Here is a 15,282-nt window from a genome sequence, read left to right on the forward strand (position 1 = left end):
TGGACCTAGTGTAGGACCAAGACCTTTGGCAGCATGAGACGCGTAGTCACCCATTTGCTGTGTTCGCGCCCGGCCACAGCCACAAGAAAGCAGGACTCCAGTGTTCAACGGCCTCAGCGCATTCCCCCTCACACCCATGAGCGATGAAAGTGTCGATCTGGACGCCGTTGCCCGGCTGGTGGCGCGCGCGGCGCAGTCCGGTGTGGATTCACTCGGTGTTCTTGGCTCGACTGGAAACTACGCTTATCTCTCCCGTGAAGAACGCCGCATGGTCCTTGAAACGTCCGTAGAAGCTGCGGGTGGCGTGCCAGTTTTGGCTGGTGTTGGGGCTTTGCGTACCAGCGACGTCCTCACGCTTGCCGGCGATGCACATACCGCAGGCGCCTCGGCATTGCTCTTGGCCCCGGTGTCCTATCAACGCCTGTCGGAAGCGGAGGTTTTCGGTCTGTTTGAGGACGTTGCGTCGGAGTCAGACCTTCCGATCGTTGTGTATGACAACCCCGGCACAACGGGCTTTACCTTCACCGACGAGCTGCACGCCCGGATCGCCCGTATCCCGGGAATCGCATCCATCAAGATTCCGCCGCCGGCTGCACCCGACATTGCCACCAGGCTCGGCAAGCTCCGCGCAGCTTTGCCCGAGCAAACATTTGTGGGTATCAGCGGAGATTGGATTGCCGCCGAAGCACTGCTTGCTGGCTGCGACCTCTGGTACTCGGTGATCGGCGGGATCCTTCCCCGTCAGGCCCGCGAAATAGTCGATCACGCGTTGGCTGGTCGGCGCGATGATGCGATGGCAGCCTCCGCGGCGCTGGAACCCCTCTGGTCCCTGTTCCGAACCTACGGGAGCCTCCGGGTCACCGCGGCACTGGCCGAAGACCTCGGGCTCATTCCATCCTCAGCCTTGCCCTTGCCGCTGCGTGGCCTGGATCCCGAAGGACGCAACAGAGTTGCCGCTGCCATCCGCCAGTGTGGATTGGAGGGGACATGAGCCTCATCGACGGGCGCAAAACCAGCAGCGCAACTACGGGTGAGCAGACATCGCCGGGTGGGTTGGCCCGCTATGTCGTTGCAGCCACCCTGGCCCGCAGCGCCGATGGGGGTGCGGTTGTCGCTATTGTCCTGCTTGTGACAACCAGCGGGGCACCGGGTTGGCTGGCCGGAATATTGGGCGCCTGCATCACGGCACCGCACCTTTTCGGTCCGTTCGTTGCCAGGACACTCGACACCGCCCGGGACGGCAGGACAGTGATCGCTTGGGCGTGCCTGATGCACGGCGTTACCTTGGCAGCAGCTGTCCTGCTGTACCCGCTGACTCCTCCAATCGTTCCGGCTCTACTGCTCATTGCGTCCGGATTGGTGGGTCCATTACTGACAGGCGGCATCAGCAGCAGGCTCTCTGCGATCGCCGGGAGGAACAGAACCAGCCAGCGGCGCGCACACGGATGGGATGTAGCGACATATGGCATCAGCGGTACCATCGGTCCCTCGTTGGTCGCAGCTGTCTCGGCCTGGGCGAATCCGGCACTGGCGGCATTGATCCTTGCCGGATTAACGTTTGTCGCCGCCGCTCTCGTCAGGCTTTTGCCTTCTTCTCCTCGAGCATCGGTTCCCTCGGAGGTACCGCGCCCGGGCCGCACATTGCTGATGATGCTATCCACCGGACCCTTGCGGCGCACGCTCTACCTGACGGTCAGCATCGCGCTGTCGGTCGCCGCGTTGCCGATCACAGCGGTGGCTTCGACTGCAGAACTCGGAGTCGAGCCAGCTGCTGCAGGAGTCCTGACGGCCGCATATGGTCTCGGCGGACTTCTCGGATCCGCCGGCCTCATGATCCGCCCCCTGCGAAGCGAAGCGGACCACCTCATGTCCTGGCTGGGAGCTGCTGTTGGAATTGCGCTGTGTGGGGCAGCCTTCGCCGGGATGTTTCCGGCAGCGGTAGTGGTCTACTCCTTGGCCGGAGTGCTCAACTCCTGCTTTTTCGCTGCGACACTGGCCGCGCGCAGCGAATATGCACCAGCTGGCGCGCGCGGCCAGGTCTTCGTGTGGATCGGTGCCCTGAAGATCACTGCAGGTTCTGCCGGCACAGCATTGGCAGGGGCCATGGTTGTACCCATGACACACCTGCCCTTGCTTTTGGCGTCCGCACTCATCGCGGTGGCCGTGAGCGCTTCCCTGGTTGACCGGCGTCGTGAGCGTGCCCAAACGGCAGGACCGGCTCCTCTCAGCTGATCTGACGTGGTTGATGCGACAGAGGCCAGTGCTGGAGTGTGCCGGCGTCAATCAGCCGCTGGGCGGATACGACCTCCGGTCCCAGGAGGCACAGGTGCGTGGTGAGGTCCTCGCCGGCGGCAAGGAGATCCTCGGTGGTCACGGGTGCGAGGGCATCAAGAATGAACAACGCCGAGGTTGTATCGTCCCGCAGTTGTGTGCGGCGGCCCTGGCGCCAGTTCCAGCGTCGGCAAGTGACGCCGTCGTCGTCGCACCATACAACTTCCCCTTCATCGGGGTGTTCGACCGTGGGCTCTCCGCTGGAAACCGTGTCGAACGGCTCCTGGCCCGTTGCACGGATCAGCCGTGGCGCCCCACTGTAACTGGAAAGGTCTTCGCCGCCGAGCGGAATCTGGTGCACTACGGATACGGCGTTGTAGAGGTCCGTGAGCCTGTTGACCCTGGGCAGGCCGGCATCAGCCCGTCGAAGCAGTGCCTCAAGGCTGTTGCGGGTGCGGTTGGGCTTTGCTCCGAAGGATTGGTAGGCCTTCCGCCACGCGGCAACATGCGGGAGGTGTTCGACCTTCTGGTCGCTGAGCGCCGTCCGGGCTGCCGTTTCCGCGTGATTTAGCAGGGCATCGCTGGCATCATCGCTGGGACCCGGCACGAGACCATCGACGGCGATCAAGAGGGCCTGGTAGTCCGATTGAAGTTCGAAGACGGCGGGTTCAACGTGGGCTGCGTGGAGAATTTCCTGGAGGGATTCAACGCTAAGCATTATTCGCCTCCCGATGCGCCGATCCCACTCCACGTTCAAAAACAGCGAGTGAGAACCTTGCTGCGTCAGGACCGTTGTTGCCGTAGGAATGGGCTACGTCTCCCGGGAAAGACAGCGAGTCGCCGGTCTCCAGGACGACCGTCTGCTCTGCGGCGACGACGGTAACGGTGCCTTGCAGAACCTGCAGGAGTTCCTTGGTACCAGGCGTATGAGGCTCACTGGCGTGCTGGTCTCCGGGCCCGAGGGTCCAATCCCAAAGTTCCATCACTTCCGGCGGTTCCGTTCCCGCAACGAGTACTCCGCGTCCGCCTGCTGCACTGCTCCACAGCAGGGCACCTTCACCCTTTCGTGTCACCTTGACTCCCTTGGGCTCGGGGGACTGGACCAGGTCCGGCAGACCTACACCGAGCGCGGCGCTGATCCTCAGAAGAGTGCCGACGCTGGGGTTCATGGTTGCTTGTTCCACATTGATGAGCATGCGTCGGCTGACGCCGGCAGCTTCGGCCAGTTGATCCAGGGTCCAGTGACGTGCCTGGCGCTCCTGTTTAACCCGTCCGCCAATAGCTGAGGCGAGCGATGCGATGTTTTCTTCCATCAATGCAGCATAATGCACTTAGAGGGCAGTGGGCAATATCCCTGCCAACCAGTCCAAGAAGCAATACACCAATGGGATATGTTTGTACCGGCCAATTTGCTGGACACGCTTGCCGCGGCGGCATTCCTGCATCGAAGGACGCCCAAACACATGTTCACATCCCTCAGACAGGAGCGTCCGTGCCGAAGAGTCCACGTGACGAGATAGACGCGCAGATTCTGGCCGAGCTGCGGCGCAATGCCCGTATCAGCCTTGCCCAGCTGGGGGAGAAGGTGCTGCTCTCCCGCAACGCGGTGCGGCAACGGATTGAGCGGCTTGAACGGGACGGGTATATCCACGGATACACCATCAAGGAATCGGCCGGAGAAGGTACGCCCACGGTCAATGCCGTGCTTCTGATCCAACGGCATGACAGGATGCGGGGCGGGGACGTGATTGCCGGGCTCAAGGCAATTCCTGAAATCGCAACTTGCGATGTTGTCAGCGGCGAACTGGATATCGTGGTCAGGGTTGAGGCCCCGGACGCCGCACGAATCCAGGAAATCTGGAGGCAGGTCTCAGAGTTTCCTGGAGTCCGCGACATCACCACCGCCTTGTCCCTCTCCACAGTCATCGACAGGCAGGCGCCTCGTTAAGGCAGCGTGCTGAGACGGCGTGAACCATGCTGGGCTTAACTGGTTCCGGCGCTGCGGAACCAAGGTGGTTAGGCAACGCCGGATCGGCACAGCCTGATTGATTGACGGTAACGTCAGACGATCGTCATGAAGTGATCGCTATGACCTTGGGCTGCGTCATTTCCTCGTAGGCGAAGCGGACGCCTTCCCTGCCCATGCTGCCGTATTTCGAACCGCCAAAAGGCATGGCATCTAGCCGGTAGTCCGAAGAATCGTTGATCATCACTCCGCCTGCGTCGATTGCCTTGGCGGTGGCCAGCGCACGGGCCAGGTCCTTGGTGAAAACCCCGGCCTGCAAGGCGTATTCGCTGTCGTTGGCCAGTTCGATGGCTTCCTCGGCGGAGTCGAACGGTTCCACCAGGACCACGGGTGCGAACAATTCTTCGCTCCACGCCGCGCAGTTGCGCGGGACTCCGGTCAGGACAGCAGGCGTCAGGAGCGCGCCATCCAAAATGCCGCCGGTGAGCAGTCGCGCACCGGCCGACACTGCCTCGTCGATCTTACGCTTCGCTTCAGCGGCAGACGCGACGCTGATCATGGGTCCGACGTCGGTCTGCTCGCTGCGGGGATCGCCTGCAGTCAGGGCGGCCGTTTGGGCAACAAAGGCGTGAAGGAAGGCGTCGAAGACTGACCGCTGAACGAGGATCCGCTGGGCGCCGATGCAGTTCTGTCCAGCGGCCCAGAAGGAACCGGAAACACTGGCCTCGACGGCGGCGGGAAGGTCCGCGTCGTCGAACACGATGACGGGCGCGTTGCCGCCAAGTTCCATGGACAGGCGCTTGATGCCGGCGTTGGCGGCGATGGCGCGGCCCGTGGAAAAGCCGCCCGTGAAGGACACCATGCGAACCAGTTTGGAGGAGATGATGGTTTGCGCGATGCTGCGGTCGCCCAGGACAACAGTGACGAACTCCGCCGGCAGGCCTGCCTCGCGCAACAGGTCCACGAGGAGAATGGCCGTCAAGGGTGTCAGCTGGGACGGCTTGAGGATGACGGTGTTCCCCCCGGCAATCGCCGGCCCCAGCTTGTGCGCCACCAGGTTCAGGGCGTCATTGTAAGGGGTGATGGCAGCGATAAGCCCCAACGGCTCACGGGTGAACCATCCCTGGCGGTTTTCCGAGCCAGCGAAGGAGTCGAAGGGAACTACTTCGCCAACGTTACGGCGGGTTTCCGCGGCGGACAGCTTGAGCGTGTTGACTGCACGGGAGACCTCTTTGAGTGCCTGCGTGATGGTCTTCCCGGCCTCGGCGACGATTAGCCCAGCCACTTTCTCCGCCCGTTGCTGGAGCAGGTCAGCAGCGGTATCCAGAATCCGCCCGCGCTCATGGCGGGGCATGGCTGCCGCTGCCGGAGCGGACGCAGCGGCGTGGATGAGTTCGACGCGTACGTCTGCCTCGGTGCACTGGGGAAGGGTTGCCAGGACGGAACCGTCAAATTTGTCGTACACCACCAGGTCACTGGTAGCGACTGCCGTTGTGGAGTGGGCAATGGCTGTTTCAGGCACGGACCGCTCCTTTGGCGAATTCGTCGACGGAGATGATGTCGGAGATGAGGGCATAGGCAGTTTCCACGCGCCCGGCTCCAGGGCCCGATACCGTGACGGCCCCCAGCAAATCCGTACTGAAGGATACGGCGTTGGTGGCACCGGAAATCCCAGCCAGCGGGTGGTCTGCCGGGAGGGCGGTGGGCTGGACAGTAGCAACGATGCTGCCATCGCTCTCGCGGCGGGCTTCGCCGATGAGCTTCCAGCGGAGGCCATTGGCCAGGGCTTGGGCGACGTCATCACCCTTGATGTCCTGAATGCCTGTGGTTTGAACATCATTGGGGTGGATGGTGGCACCGAGCAGCTCATTGGCCAGGATGGCGACCTTCAACCGGACATCCGAGCCGCCGATGTCTGCAGTGGGATCCGCTTCGGCGTATCCACGCTCCTGGGCTTCGGCAATGGCTTCGTCCAGGGCCAGCCCGGCCTCCATCCGACCCAGGACGTAATTGCTGGTTCCGTTCAGGATGCCTTGAACGGAGTTCAATTCGAGGCCGCCCAGCATTTTGTGTGCGAGTCGAATGACGGGCGTGCCGCTCATGACTGAGCCCTCGTATTCGAAACGGACACCATTGTTTGCTGCAAGCTGGCCCAGTTCCCGGCCGTGCAACGCCACAGGACCCTTGTTGGTGGTCACCACATGCTTGCCGGACTCGATGGCCCATTTGACGTGCGAAACTGCCGGTTCGCCGTCGATCGGACTGGTGAAGGTAGCCTCAACGACGATGTCGGCCGGGCTGTTCTTGATGACGTCTTCGTTGCGGGGATCCGGGCTGCCACCTGGCAGTCCCTCGAACGAGGCCCCGCGGGGCATCGCGAGCACGGCCGTAAGGTCGATCCCGTCTCCTTGGACGAGCGAGCCGAAGGCAAGATCGGTGATGGCCACGACGCGAAGCTCGAATCCGAGCGAGGCAAATCGCTGGGGTTCGTCACGGATGAGTTCGGCCAAAGCGCGGTTGACGCCTCCGAAACCGATGAGGGCCAGATTGTAGGTAGTCACGTGATCTCCTTGGTAGGGCGGTGGTGCTGTCCTTTAAGCCTCGGTTCCAGGAGTGTCAGTTCCCTAGAAGCGAATCGCCCGCCAAGGATGACGAAACGCCCAAAAATGCTGACAACCATGTTCAAACGCCCGCGGTACGTCCCCTCTTTGGAAGAGGAGCCGGTACGACGGGTTGCTGTTGGCGGCGTCCGCCGCGCTGGGCCGCGGCACCTGCGACAATGACGAGCAAGAGGCCTGCGAGTTGCAGCATCGATGGCAACTGACGCAGGACGATCGCGCCGAGCAGCACGCCGATGGCTGGTTCCATAGCCAGAAGAGTCCCGAATGCTGTGTGTGTCATGCGGCGGAGGGCAAACATTTCCAGAATGTAGGGCAGAACCGGTATCAGCACTGCCAAGGCCGCGGCAACGGCCACGGTTTCCCACGTGATGTGGCCTATGGCTTGCGGCAGTCCAAACGGTGCCGCGGCTACAGCTGCAATCGGAATGGTCAGGGCGAGGGCCCCGATTCCATTGAAGCGATCACCCACCCGCTGGGTCAAAAGGATGTAGATGGCCCACCCCACTGCGCCCATCGCCGCAAAACCAACTCCCAGCAGGTCCACGTGGCCTGCCCACGGTTCGGTGAGTAGCACGACGCCTGCCAGTGCCGTTGCCGGCAGGATCAAGGAACGGACCCCGCGGCCCCGCAAGGCTGCAACCGTAAGCGGTCCGAGGAATTCAATGGCAACCGCTGTTCCCATGGGAATGCGTTCCATGGCGGCAAGAAACGTCACCGACATTACTGCGGTGGCGACGCCGAGGCCAACAACCACCGGAGCGTCACGAAGTCGCAGGGTCTTCAGGGGTGGACGGGCCAGTGCCAGCAGGATGAGGGCTCCCATACTCAGGCGCAGCCATGCTGTCCCGAGGGGACCCAACGTTGGCATCAACCCCAGTGAGAGGGCGGAGCCGAGCTGGATGGAGAACATTGCTGCGACGGTCAGGAGCCACGGGGGGATTCGGCCTTTGATTGTGGTCATAAGGCATAATACTGCACTTTGAGTGCAGTCTTGTTCTTACCGCTCGACGGCGGCTACCGCACTGATCTCCACCAGCGCCCCGGGAACGCCCAAACGGGACACAAACGCTGCTGTCACTAGGGGCGGCTCGTCGGCGGCGAGGTCTGCCGCGATGGCCCCATACCCTGCCGCGAGGTCGGCACCGTCCACGAAGAGAACCGTCCACTGCACAACATCGCTGAGGGTTGCCCCGGCAGCCGCCAGCGCGGTCTTTGCGTTCGCCAAGGCGCGGGCAGATTGCACTCCAACATCACCTTCGCCGATAAGCGAACCGCCACTGTCGACCGAGTTCTGGCCGCCGACGTAGATGGTGGTGGCGTTTGGAGGCACGATGGCTACGTGGCTGAATGCGGGGCTGGAGACAAGCCCCTCGGGCCTGATGCGCTGGATGGATGACATGACTGTATGCTGCCATCCCCGACCAATTGCCAAAAGAGGTGAGCCCAAGCGCCCGGGCTGGACCGGCTTCATCACACAGTCGCGCGCGTCACTCAGGCACTCGTCATTCCAGTGCTCGTCACTCAGGCGAGGGCCGCCGTCGTTGCTGTTTGGTTGCCGCCCTCTGTACTTTTGCCGCGCGATGCCGCTGGGCAGACCCGCGTGTGGGTTTCGTTGCCCTGCGCACAGTCCTTGGGGCAAGGCCGGCCACCACAATGTCAGCGAGCTTGGCCAGGGCGCTCTCGCGGTTGCGTAACTGCGAGCGCTGCTCGGAGGCTGTAACTGTGATGACTCCGTCGACGAGTCGCTTCTCCAGTCGACGCAGCAGGATCTCCCTTTGGCTTTCTGTCAACGCTTCCGACATGGCTACGTTCCAGAAAAGCTCAGCCCTGCTGTCGGTCGTGTTGACGTGTTGACCGCCCGGTCCTGATGAACGCGAGAACCGCCAGCCGAGTTCCGAGGCCGGAATCGTGAGGGAGGGCGAGATTTCCAGGTCCATGGGACAAGCGTTGCACGTCAGGGGCGGGTCTTCCCAGCCGGGCGGTCCTTCGACGTGACGTGTCAGAGTAGCTTTGCAGGTCAGAGCAGGTTTGCAGTCAGCGTTGAGGCGACAAACCGGCCATACTGCTCTGCGCTCCACCCTCGTTTCAGGACGAGGCTCTCGAACAGTTCGGGGGTGGTGCACGCGAACATGACGTCGGYGGCCTCTTCCGGGGACAAGCCCGGACGAAGCAGGCCGCGGGCAATCAGTTGGCGCGCGTTGTGCAGCATCCGGCGATGGCGGGCGTCGTCGACGTCCTTCAGGAGGTTGGCCATGTCGGCATCCCCTGTTGCGGCGGCGTCGCGGATGAGCAGGATGATCGGCGTCGAAAGTGGACTGACTTCTGCAGTGAACCGGCCGAACTGCTCCATCAGTTCCCGCGGGTCATCTGCCCTTACTTGTGCGAGGTCTGAGCGCTGTTCGGCAGGCGCGCCGCCCTTGCCGAGGAGGCTCTGCTCGTGGAGGGCCCGGACGAGGCCGGCTTTGCCACCGAAGTTCTTGTAGATGGACTCCGTCGACACCCCGGACGCACCGGCAATTTCGGCGATGGTGGTTGCGCCGAAACCGTGCAGGAGAAACAGTTCCCGGGCGCACGCAAGGATAGTGAGCCGGGATGCCTCGGCTGCTTGGCGGCGACGGCTTGCATCGTAGCTGCGTTGAGTCCCGGATGTTCCGCCGGGACTCTTGATTCCGGTTGTCATGACTTCTAGACTCCAATCAATACAGAGAACTGTATTGAATTCAAGATACCAGCCCTGCCCGCCCGTGAGGGGAAAATTGCGGGGCACCAAGGAGTCACCATGGCAACCGTGGAGGGACTTGAGCGCCTTCCGGAAGGACCCGTTCGCCGGATGTTCGCAGCTTCCGGACGCCACGACCTTGACGCTTTGGTCGCCGAATTCGCCGACGACTACGTCAACATCACGCCGATTCATCCCGAACGGAATTTCACCGGCAGCGCCCAGGTCCGCGCCAACTGGACCAGCCTTTTTGCCGGCATCCCCGATCTCACACCGGCAATCGCCGACGCCGCAGAAGGCAAGCACGGAACCATTTGGGTGGAATGGCGCGCCCGGGGCACCAGGCGCGATGCCATGCCGGTGGAACTTACCGGCGTCGCGATCTTTACAGTGCGCCAGGAGCGAATCGCCTCCGTGCGTTTCTATCTCGAACCTGTGGAACGTACTTCAGGTGACATCGACGACGCCGTCCAGGCCACTGCGGGCGCGGGTCTTCAGGCTGGGGCCGTACTTCCGACATCGCAGGGGTCATGATCCTCGTAGTAGGCGGCACAGGCCGCCTGGGTTCACGCCTTACAGGGGAGCTGGTTGGGCGGGGGGCCTCGGTGCGGGTCATGGCCAGGGGCGAATCCCAGCCGTTCCCCGGGAAGACGATCGACGGCGTCGAGCTTGTACGTGGGTCCCTCGCCTCAGGCACGGACTGCGGGCGGGCCGTTGCCGGGTGCAGCCAGGTGGTGTTCGCGGCGTCGGGCTTTGGGCTTAAAAGGGGCGGCAGCCCGCGCAGTGTGGACCGCGACGGCGCACTGCGGCTCATCGATGCCGCATCCCGGGCGGGCGTGGAGCATGTGGTCATGATGTCGATGCATGGGGCAGCTCCGGATGCCCCTCTGGATTTCCTGCGCATGAAATACGCAGCGGAGGAAGCGCTGAAGGCCTCGGGCATGGCGTGGACGGCGATCCGAATGGGAGCGAACCTTGAGCAGTTCCTCGATTCAATGAGCCAGCCCCTTCACACGAAGGGCAGGGTGCTTGTCTTCGGTTCGGGACGGGCACCTGTGACATTTACGTCGACGCCGGACGCTGCTGCCGCTGTTTTGTTGGCGCTTTCGGATCCCTCCTTGCGTGGAAGGACCGTTGAGTGGGGGTCCGAAACGCACCCCTTCAACACGCTCGCGGAAGCTATCCTCGCGCACGCCGGAAAGGGTTCGGTCCAACGGATACCAGTGGCAGCCTTACGGGTGATGGCCGCCGTCGCACCTCCGATTTCGCCGTTTATGGCCCGGATGGCGAGGGCGGCCCTGTGGATGGAATCGGGAGAGGCGTCCTTCAATCCAGCGGTGGAACGTGCCGCCTTCCCTGAAATTCCGGTGATCGGACTGCGTGAGAGTTTGGACCAGATCAGGAGCACGTGAGTCGTGGTGCAAACCGTCTTTCGGGAGGACAATGCTAGGCACACCCGAAATCCCGTAAGGAGCAGCCATGGGCGAGCCAACTACAGAAGCGACATCAGCGCAGTTGACGGTGGACTTGATCATATCCCTGGACGGGTATGCCTCCGCCGAGGGCTGGCCCGGCTGGTGGGGACTGGAATCCCCGGAATACCTTGCCTGGCTCGAGGAGGAAGGGAAGAAGGAGTTCACCACACTTATGGGCGCCAACACCTACCGGGTGATGTCAAGCATGTCGGAGCAGGCCGCGGGCGAAGACTCCGGGTTCTCCGAGGAAGAGGGAGCGGCATTGACCGGCCTGGCGGCCRTGCCAAAGATTATCTTCTCGTCCACTCTTCAGGAACCGCTGGCCTGGCCGAATTCTGAACTGGTGAGCGGTGATGCGGTGGAAGCTGTCAAGGAGCTGAAGCGGACCCGGACCGGCGCCYTGACCACTCTGGGAAGCCTCAGCCTCTGCCGCTCCTTGTTGACGGCCGGACTCGTGGACCGATACAGGATTGTTGTTTTCCCCGTGATCACAGGCCGCACCGGCAGGGAGCGGATTTATGACGGGTATCCTGACGTCTCCCTTGAAATGGTGAACAGCAGGACTTTCGATGGTCAACTACAGCTGCTGGAGTACATACCCACGTTGATCAGCGGTCCGCCTGCCCGGCAGCCGTGAACAACGGCTCCAGCGAATCCGAATAGCTGGACAGTATTTCGGCAAACGTGAGTAGTTGGAATCCTTCAGTGCGGCAGAGGAGTGGCTCGCAGCTGGCTCCTTTCGCGGAAAGCGTCGCAATTCCCCATGGATGCGTTGGCTCGCCGACCGTGATGCCTGCTGCGTCGAACGTGTCACGGAGCACGTAACGCGTGACGGTCCGCCAGGACTGCAGGAACGGTGACCGCAACTGCTCAATGAGTTCTTCGTCGTTGGCGTCGTAGGCCGCCCACAGGTTCATGGACAGCTCGTCCCACTCCTTGGCGTCGCGGACCATGAGGTGGGCCGCCCGGAGGCGGGCAATCGTTTCGTTCAACCTCATGGTCAGTCCCCAAACTTCCTGTCGTTTTTGATCTTCCGCCACCCACCTGCGCGATTGTTGGCGGCAATCTGTCGCAGCATCTCAATCAGGGGCTTCGTAGGTACTTCGTCATCGACGTAAAAGCTGATCATTCGGCCAGTCTTGTTATCGTGCCCGGCTGTAATGATCCCGGCAGGGTCAGGAACAATAGCGCCGTCGTAGAGAAAGAGGTTGACGTGGTTCTTGGCCGCGAGCAACGCGCAGACGTTTCCCTCCAGGACAAAGTACGGCTGAACCCGTCTCTTGATCGTCTCCACGATGTCCGGTTCTGCCTCGTGGATCACGTCCCGCAGTTCCTCACAAACTGCTTTTTGCCAGTCCGGGAGGGCGTCCATGTAACTATCGACTCCGGGATGGCGCGCGTAGTTCCCCATGACGTTATTAGGGCATCACACCCCACGGCTTGTCCAGAGCAGGGGATTGTCCAGCCAGGGCCTTGTTCATACCACGAGGTTGAAGGTGATGAGTAGGCTTGCTCACATGCACGACGTCGAGCGGTTCCGGGTTCTCCTGGAGGAGGAACGCGCCCGGAAGCTTGCGCTGCTGAAGGCGCTGCGCAGCGACATCACGGGAGTCAGCCTTGCCCGCCAGGACTCGAACGTCGACGACGAGCATGATCCTGAAGGCACAACCATCGCCTTCGAGCTCTCACAGGCCTCGGCGCTGCTGGACCAGAGCCGTATCAGCCTGGAGCAGATTGAAGCCGCATTGCAGCGGATTTCGGATGGAACGTACGGTATATGCGCGATTTGTGGTGTCGCCATTCCCGAAGGGCGGCTCGAAGCCAGGCCATGGACGCCCTTTTGCGTCAGTCACGCCTCAGGTAACCGGTAAAACCCGGTAAACAGTAAAACCCAGGCAGATATGAACCCGCCCCAGCGCAATTTACGCCATGTCAGGGCTGATGGGCACGAACTCGATACCCTGCTGGACCTTCTTTTTTGGTCCCCGATCGAAGCCCTTGCCGTCGAGGTTATTTCCTGCCCGGAACGCGGCCAAGGCGTCGTCGAAGATTTCGTTGAGCCGCTGGCCCTGGAAAACCTTCTGGGTGCCGTCGGCAAAGGTGATGGACACGGAGGCGCTGGCGGGAAAATGCCGGCTCATTCGGATGAAGCCTTGGGAATCCTGCCGGAGGGAGATCATTACTTGTCCACGCTTTCAGTATTGGGTTCCACCACAATTCACGGTGAAGTCCCACTCTGTCATTCCGATGGACTTTCCGCCTCATTTACATTCCCTTGACCGGGGGCCACAATAGCGCCCATGTCCATACTCAAGGTGCCATCCGAGTCCGAGGCCACAGGCCTCACCGCCGAAATCTACCAAGCCGATCTGCAGTCGATGGGCTATGTTCCGAGCCACACGAAGGCTATGAGCATCAACCCGGAGGCGTACAAGGCATGGCAGGCGCTGGTTAAGGCAATCGTCTCATCGCTGGGTTTGCGACGATACGAACTTGTGACACTCGCCGCCGCCCAGGCTATCGGTTCCTCCCACTGCCGGTTGGCCCATGGGAAGAAGACGTTGGCCATCATTGATGAGGAGCAACTACTCGCTGTCGCCCGGGACTACAGGGATGCCGGGCTGCCCCCGGAGGAAGTCGCGATGATGGACTACGCGGTCAGGCTCAGCACCGATGCGGCCGCAATGAACGACGACGACACGCAGCACCTTCGCGATGTGGGCTTCAGCGACCGGGAGATCGCCGACATCACTCTCGCTGCCACGGCCAGGAACTACTTCAGCCGCGCACTTCTTGCCCTGGCCGTGGACCTCGATGTACCTCCAGGCGTGACCGCCGAGCTTCAGGACGCCTTGTTGACGCCGCTCCCGGCTCAAGGTGACTGAACGGCTTCGGTGTTCGCACGGTCTGCGGATGCCCCCTGCCTACGGCTGGCCAGCAGGAACGGCACCGAAATGAGCTCAATAATGCCCGCCATGGCCAACGAGGCCGGGTAGCCGTAGAGGTCAGCGCCACGGCCAAGGAGTGGCTGAACCACCACTCCGCCGCTGGATCCCATGAGCGAATCGAAGCTCAGGACCGTGGCCCGCTGCTTCGAGGGGATCATGTCATTGACGTACGCCTGCCGGACTGGAGTTGCTGCGGACCCCACCACGGCCCAGAGTGCCAGCAGCACCAGTGCCAACCAAAAGATCCGGGTGAAGCCGAGGACGACCAGGATCACGAATCCAGCCAGACCGCCAAGGATCAGCACCGAGGTTCGTTTATGGAACAAACGCCGGGCATGGGGCGCAAGCCAGCCGCCCAGGATTTGCGAGCCCGCCACAATTGCGGCGGCTAGACCAGCAATGGAATAGGCCCGCGGGTCGCCATACAGGTCAAGGAGGAATGGTTGCAGGGCGTAGAAGACATAAATCCCGACGCCGGCACTAAAGGGAGCGGCCAGCATGACGTACCGGACGGGCGGGTTTTTCAAGCCGTTCTCGATCGAGGCAGAAAGTACTGCGCGGGTGGCTCGGAGGGGGTGAGTGGACCGCTCAGGTGAGAACCCGACGTCGTGCATTAACCCAAACGCTACGGCGAACATGGCAACCAGAACGAAAACCCGAATGAGGAACGGGACGCCAAGGTTGGTGACTTGGGCGATCACGCCACCTGCCACCGAGCCCAGCAGCATCGCCACGCCCTGCACCATCTGGCCGCGGCCCAGAACGGTTTCAAGGCCGCCTTCATAGCCGGAGAAGCGCAAAGCATCCACCAGCCAGGCCTCCACCGCTCCGGAGAAGAACGTGAAGCCGAGGCCGAGGAGCACTGACACCACCGCCCACATCCAAAACGGTGCGGAAATCTGCCAGAGCACGTAGTACAAGTACGTAGACGCCGCCAACGTGATCGTTCCAAGCAGGAACGACGTGCGGCGGCCCCAGCCATCGGCGACAACGCCTGTGGGTATCTCGAAAAGGACCATTCCGGCTGTGAAGAAAGCGTTGGCCGCGAAGGCTTCAAGGTTGCTCAAGCCTGCGTCAAGGAGGAAAAGCGTGTTGATACCCCAGATGAAGGAAGCAGCCACCGTGTTGCCCAGCGTCAGCGTGAGATAGACACGTTGAATCTTTCTGGCGGCGTCGTTCATGGTGTCGTCGCCAGCGCTGGGAGGGGTGACCACAAGCCCATTCTCGTCCCGTTGCCCTGCGTCCGCCAGAGCCCGTGGGCACAGTTTGCTACCTCAGAGTT

20 protein-coding genes are annotated in these 15,282 nt (G+C 62.1%); 8 read left to right on the forward strand and 12 right to left on the reverse strand.

Features of this window, described 5'->3' with window-relative positions; genetic code table 11:
• Positions 1-100 precede the first annotated feature (100 nt).
• Together AB4Y87_RS22945 and AB4Y87_RS22950 are read left to right on the forward strand one after the other, a co-directional pair.
• A complete protein-coding gene (locus AB4Y87_RS22945) occupies positions 101-991 on the forward strand; it encodes a dihydrodipicolinate synthase family protein (RefSeq protein WP_442006553.1) in 891 nt (296 codons plus the stop codon).
• Positions 988-2,232, forward strand: a complete 1,245-nt coding sequence (locus tag AB4Y87_RS22950; RefSeq protein WP_442006554.1) for an MFS transporter — start codon at positions 988-990, stop codon at positions 2,230-2,232. Before AB4Y87_RS22945 ends, AB4Y87_RS22950 begins: the two co-directional genes overlap by 4 nt.
• On the opposite strand, the gene AB4Y87_RS22955 is transcribed toward AB4Y87_RS22950, so the two are convergent.
• The gene (locus tag AB4Y87_RS22955; RefSeq protein ID WP_442006555.1) at positions 2,225-2,989 is read right to left on the reverse strand and encodes a B3/B4 domain-containing protein; all 765 of its coding nucleotides are present in this window, start codon (positions 2,987-2,989) and stop codon (positions 2,225-2,227) included. The genes AB4Y87_RS22950 and AB4Y87_RS22955 overlap by 8 nt on opposite strands.
• On the reverse strand, positions 2,982-3,584 hold the full coding sequence (locus AB4Y87_RS22960; protein WP_442006556.1) for a helix-turn-helix domain-containing protein: 603 nt from the start codon (positions 3,582-3,584) through the stop codon (positions 2,982-2,984). Before AB4Y87_RS22960 ends, AB4Y87_RS22955 begins: the two co-directional genes overlap by 8 nt.
• Positions 3,585-3,763: 179 nt before the next feature.
• On the opposite strand from AB4Y87_RS22960, the gene AB4Y87_RS22965 reads away from it, so the two are divergent.
• The gene (locus AB4Y87_RS22965; protein WP_442006557.1) at positions 3,764-4,219 is read left to right on the forward strand and encodes an Lrp/AsnC family transcriptional regulator; all 456 of its coding nucleotides are present in this window, start codon (positions 3,764-3,766) and stop codon (positions 4,217-4,219) included.
• Positions 4,220-4,343: 124 nt separating this feature from the next.
• Here the strand turns inward: AB4Y87_RS22965 and AB4Y87_RS22970 are convergent, their stop codons facing one another.
• From AB4Y87_RS22970 to AB4Y87_RS22995, 6 genes are all read right to left on the reverse strand, one after another.
• Entirely contained in the window at positions 4,344-5,759 is a 1,416-nt protein-coding gene (locus tag AB4Y87_RS22970) for an aldehyde dehydrogenase family protein (RefSeq protein WP_442006558.1), read from the reverse strand.
• Entirely contained in the window at positions 5,752-6,798 is a 1,047-nt protein-coding gene (locus AB4Y87_RS22975) for a homoserine dehydrogenase (protein WP_442006559.1), read from the reverse strand. The genes AB4Y87_RS22970 and AB4Y87_RS22975 overlap by 8 nt, the downstream gene beginning before the upstream one ends.
• A 121-nt stretch (positions 6,799-6,919) precedes the next feature.
• Positions 6,920-7,819, reverse strand: a complete 900-nt coding sequence (locus AB4Y87_RS22980) for an EamA family transporter (protein WP_442006560.1) — start codon at positions 7,817-7,819, stop codon at positions 6,920-6,922.
• A gap of 36 nt (positions 7,820-7,855) precedes the next feature.
• Entirely contained in the window at positions 7,856-8,257 is a 402-nt protein-coding gene (locus AB4Y87_RS22985) for a RidA family protein (protein ID WP_442006561.1), read from the reverse strand.
• A 118-nt stretch (positions 8,258-8,375) separates the two neighbouring features.
• Positions 8,376-8,795, reverse strand: coding sequence for an alternative ribosome rescue aminoacyl-tRNA hydrolase ArfB (gene arfB, locus AB4Y87_RS22990; RefSeq protein WP_442006562.1), 420 nt, complete (start codon positions 8,793-8,795; stop codon positions 8,376-8,378).
• A gap of 80 nt (positions 8,796-8,875) precedes the next feature.
• Positions 8,876-9,538, reverse strand: coding sequence for a TetR/AcrR family transcriptional regulator (locus tag AB4Y87_RS22995; RefSeq protein ID WP_442006563.1), 663 nt, complete (start codon positions 9,536-9,538; stop codon positions 8,876-8,878).
• Between the two features lie 99 nt (positions 9,539-9,637).
• On the opposite strand from AB4Y87_RS22995, the gene AB4Y87_RS23000 reads away from it, so the two are divergent.
• From AB4Y87_RS23000 to AB4Y87_RS23010, 3 genes are all read left to right on the forward strand, one after another.
• Positions 9,638-10,111: a nuclear transport factor 2 family protein gene (locus AB4Y87_RS23000; protein ID WP_442006564.1), complete on the forward strand. Its 474-nt coding sequence runs from the start codon at positions 9,638-9,640 to the stop codon at positions 10,109-10,111.
• Positions 10,108-10,989 (forward strand): NAD(P)H-binding protein, encoded by an 882-nt coding sequence (locus AB4Y87_RS23005; protein ID WP_442006565.1) that lies wholly within the window; start codon positions 10,108-10,110, stop codon positions 10,987-10,989. The genes AB4Y87_RS23000 and AB4Y87_RS23005 overlap by 4 nt, the downstream gene beginning before the upstream one ends.
• Before the next feature lie 67 nt (positions 10,990-11,056).
• Entirely contained in the window at positions 11,057-11,689 is a 633-nt protein-coding gene (locus AB4Y87_RS23010) for a dihydrofolate reductase family protein (protein ID WP_442006566.1), read from the forward strand.
• Here the strand turns inward: AB4Y87_RS23010 and AB4Y87_RS23015 are convergent.
• Together AB4Y87_RS23015 and AB4Y87_RS23020 are read right to left on the reverse strand one after the other, a co-directional pair.
• On the reverse strand, positions 11,661-12,050 hold the full coding sequence (locus AB4Y87_RS23015) for a hypothetical protein (RefSeq protein WP_442006567.1): 390 nt from the start codon (positions 12,048-12,050) through the stop codon (positions 11,661-11,663). The two genes, AB4Y87_RS23010 and AB4Y87_RS23015, sit on opposite strands and share 29 nt — an antisense overlap.
• Positions 12,051-12,052: 2 nt before the next feature.
• Positions 12,053-12,463, reverse strand: a complete 411-nt coding sequence (locus AB4Y87_RS23020) for a DUF1801 domain-containing protein (protein ID WP_442006568.1) — start codon at positions 12,461-12,463, stop codon at positions 12,053-12,055.
• Between the two features lie 106 nt (positions 12,464-12,569).
• Here AB4Y87_RS23020 and AB4Y87_RS23025 point away from each other — a divergent pair, with 106 nt between their 5' ends.
• Positions 12,570-12,923, forward strand: coding sequence for a TraR/DksA family transcriptional regulator (locus AB4Y87_RS23025; RefSeq protein ID WP_442006583.1), 354 nt, complete (start codon positions 12,570-12,572; stop codon positions 12,921-12,923).
• Between the two features lie 51 nt (positions 12,924-12,974).
• On the opposite strand, the gene AB4Y87_RS23030 is transcribed toward AB4Y87_RS23025, so the two are convergent.
• Positions 12,975-13,193 (reverse strand): hypothetical protein, encoded by a 219-nt coding sequence (locus AB4Y87_RS23030; RefSeq protein WP_442006569.1) that lies wholly within the window; start codon positions 13,191-13,193, stop codon positions 12,975-12,977.
• Between the two features lie 159 nt (positions 13,194-13,352).
• Between AB4Y87_RS23030 and AB4Y87_RS23035 the strand changes: the two genes are divergently transcribed.
• Positions 13,353-13,937, forward strand: a complete 585-nt coding sequence (locus tag AB4Y87_RS23035; RefSeq protein WP_442006570.1) for a carboxymuconolactone decarboxylase family protein — start codon at positions 13,353-13,355, stop codon at positions 13,935-13,937.
• On the opposite strand, the gene AB4Y87_RS23040 is transcribed toward AB4Y87_RS23035, so the two are convergent.
• Complete coding sequence (locus AB4Y87_RS23040) at positions 13,925-15,181, reverse strand: MFS transporter (protein WP_442006584.1); 1,257 nt, start codon at positions 15,179-15,181, stop codon at positions 13,925-13,927. The two genes, AB4Y87_RS23035 and AB4Y87_RS23040, sit on opposite strands and share 13 nt — an antisense overlap.
• Between the last annotated feature and the right edge of the window lie 101 nt (positions 15,182-15,282).

It is taken from the genome of Paenarthrobacter sp. RAF54_2, from assembly GCF_052113945.1.
Classification (GTDB): domain Bacteria; phylum Actinomycetota; class Actinomycetes; order Actinomycetales; family Micrococcaceae; genus Arthrobacter.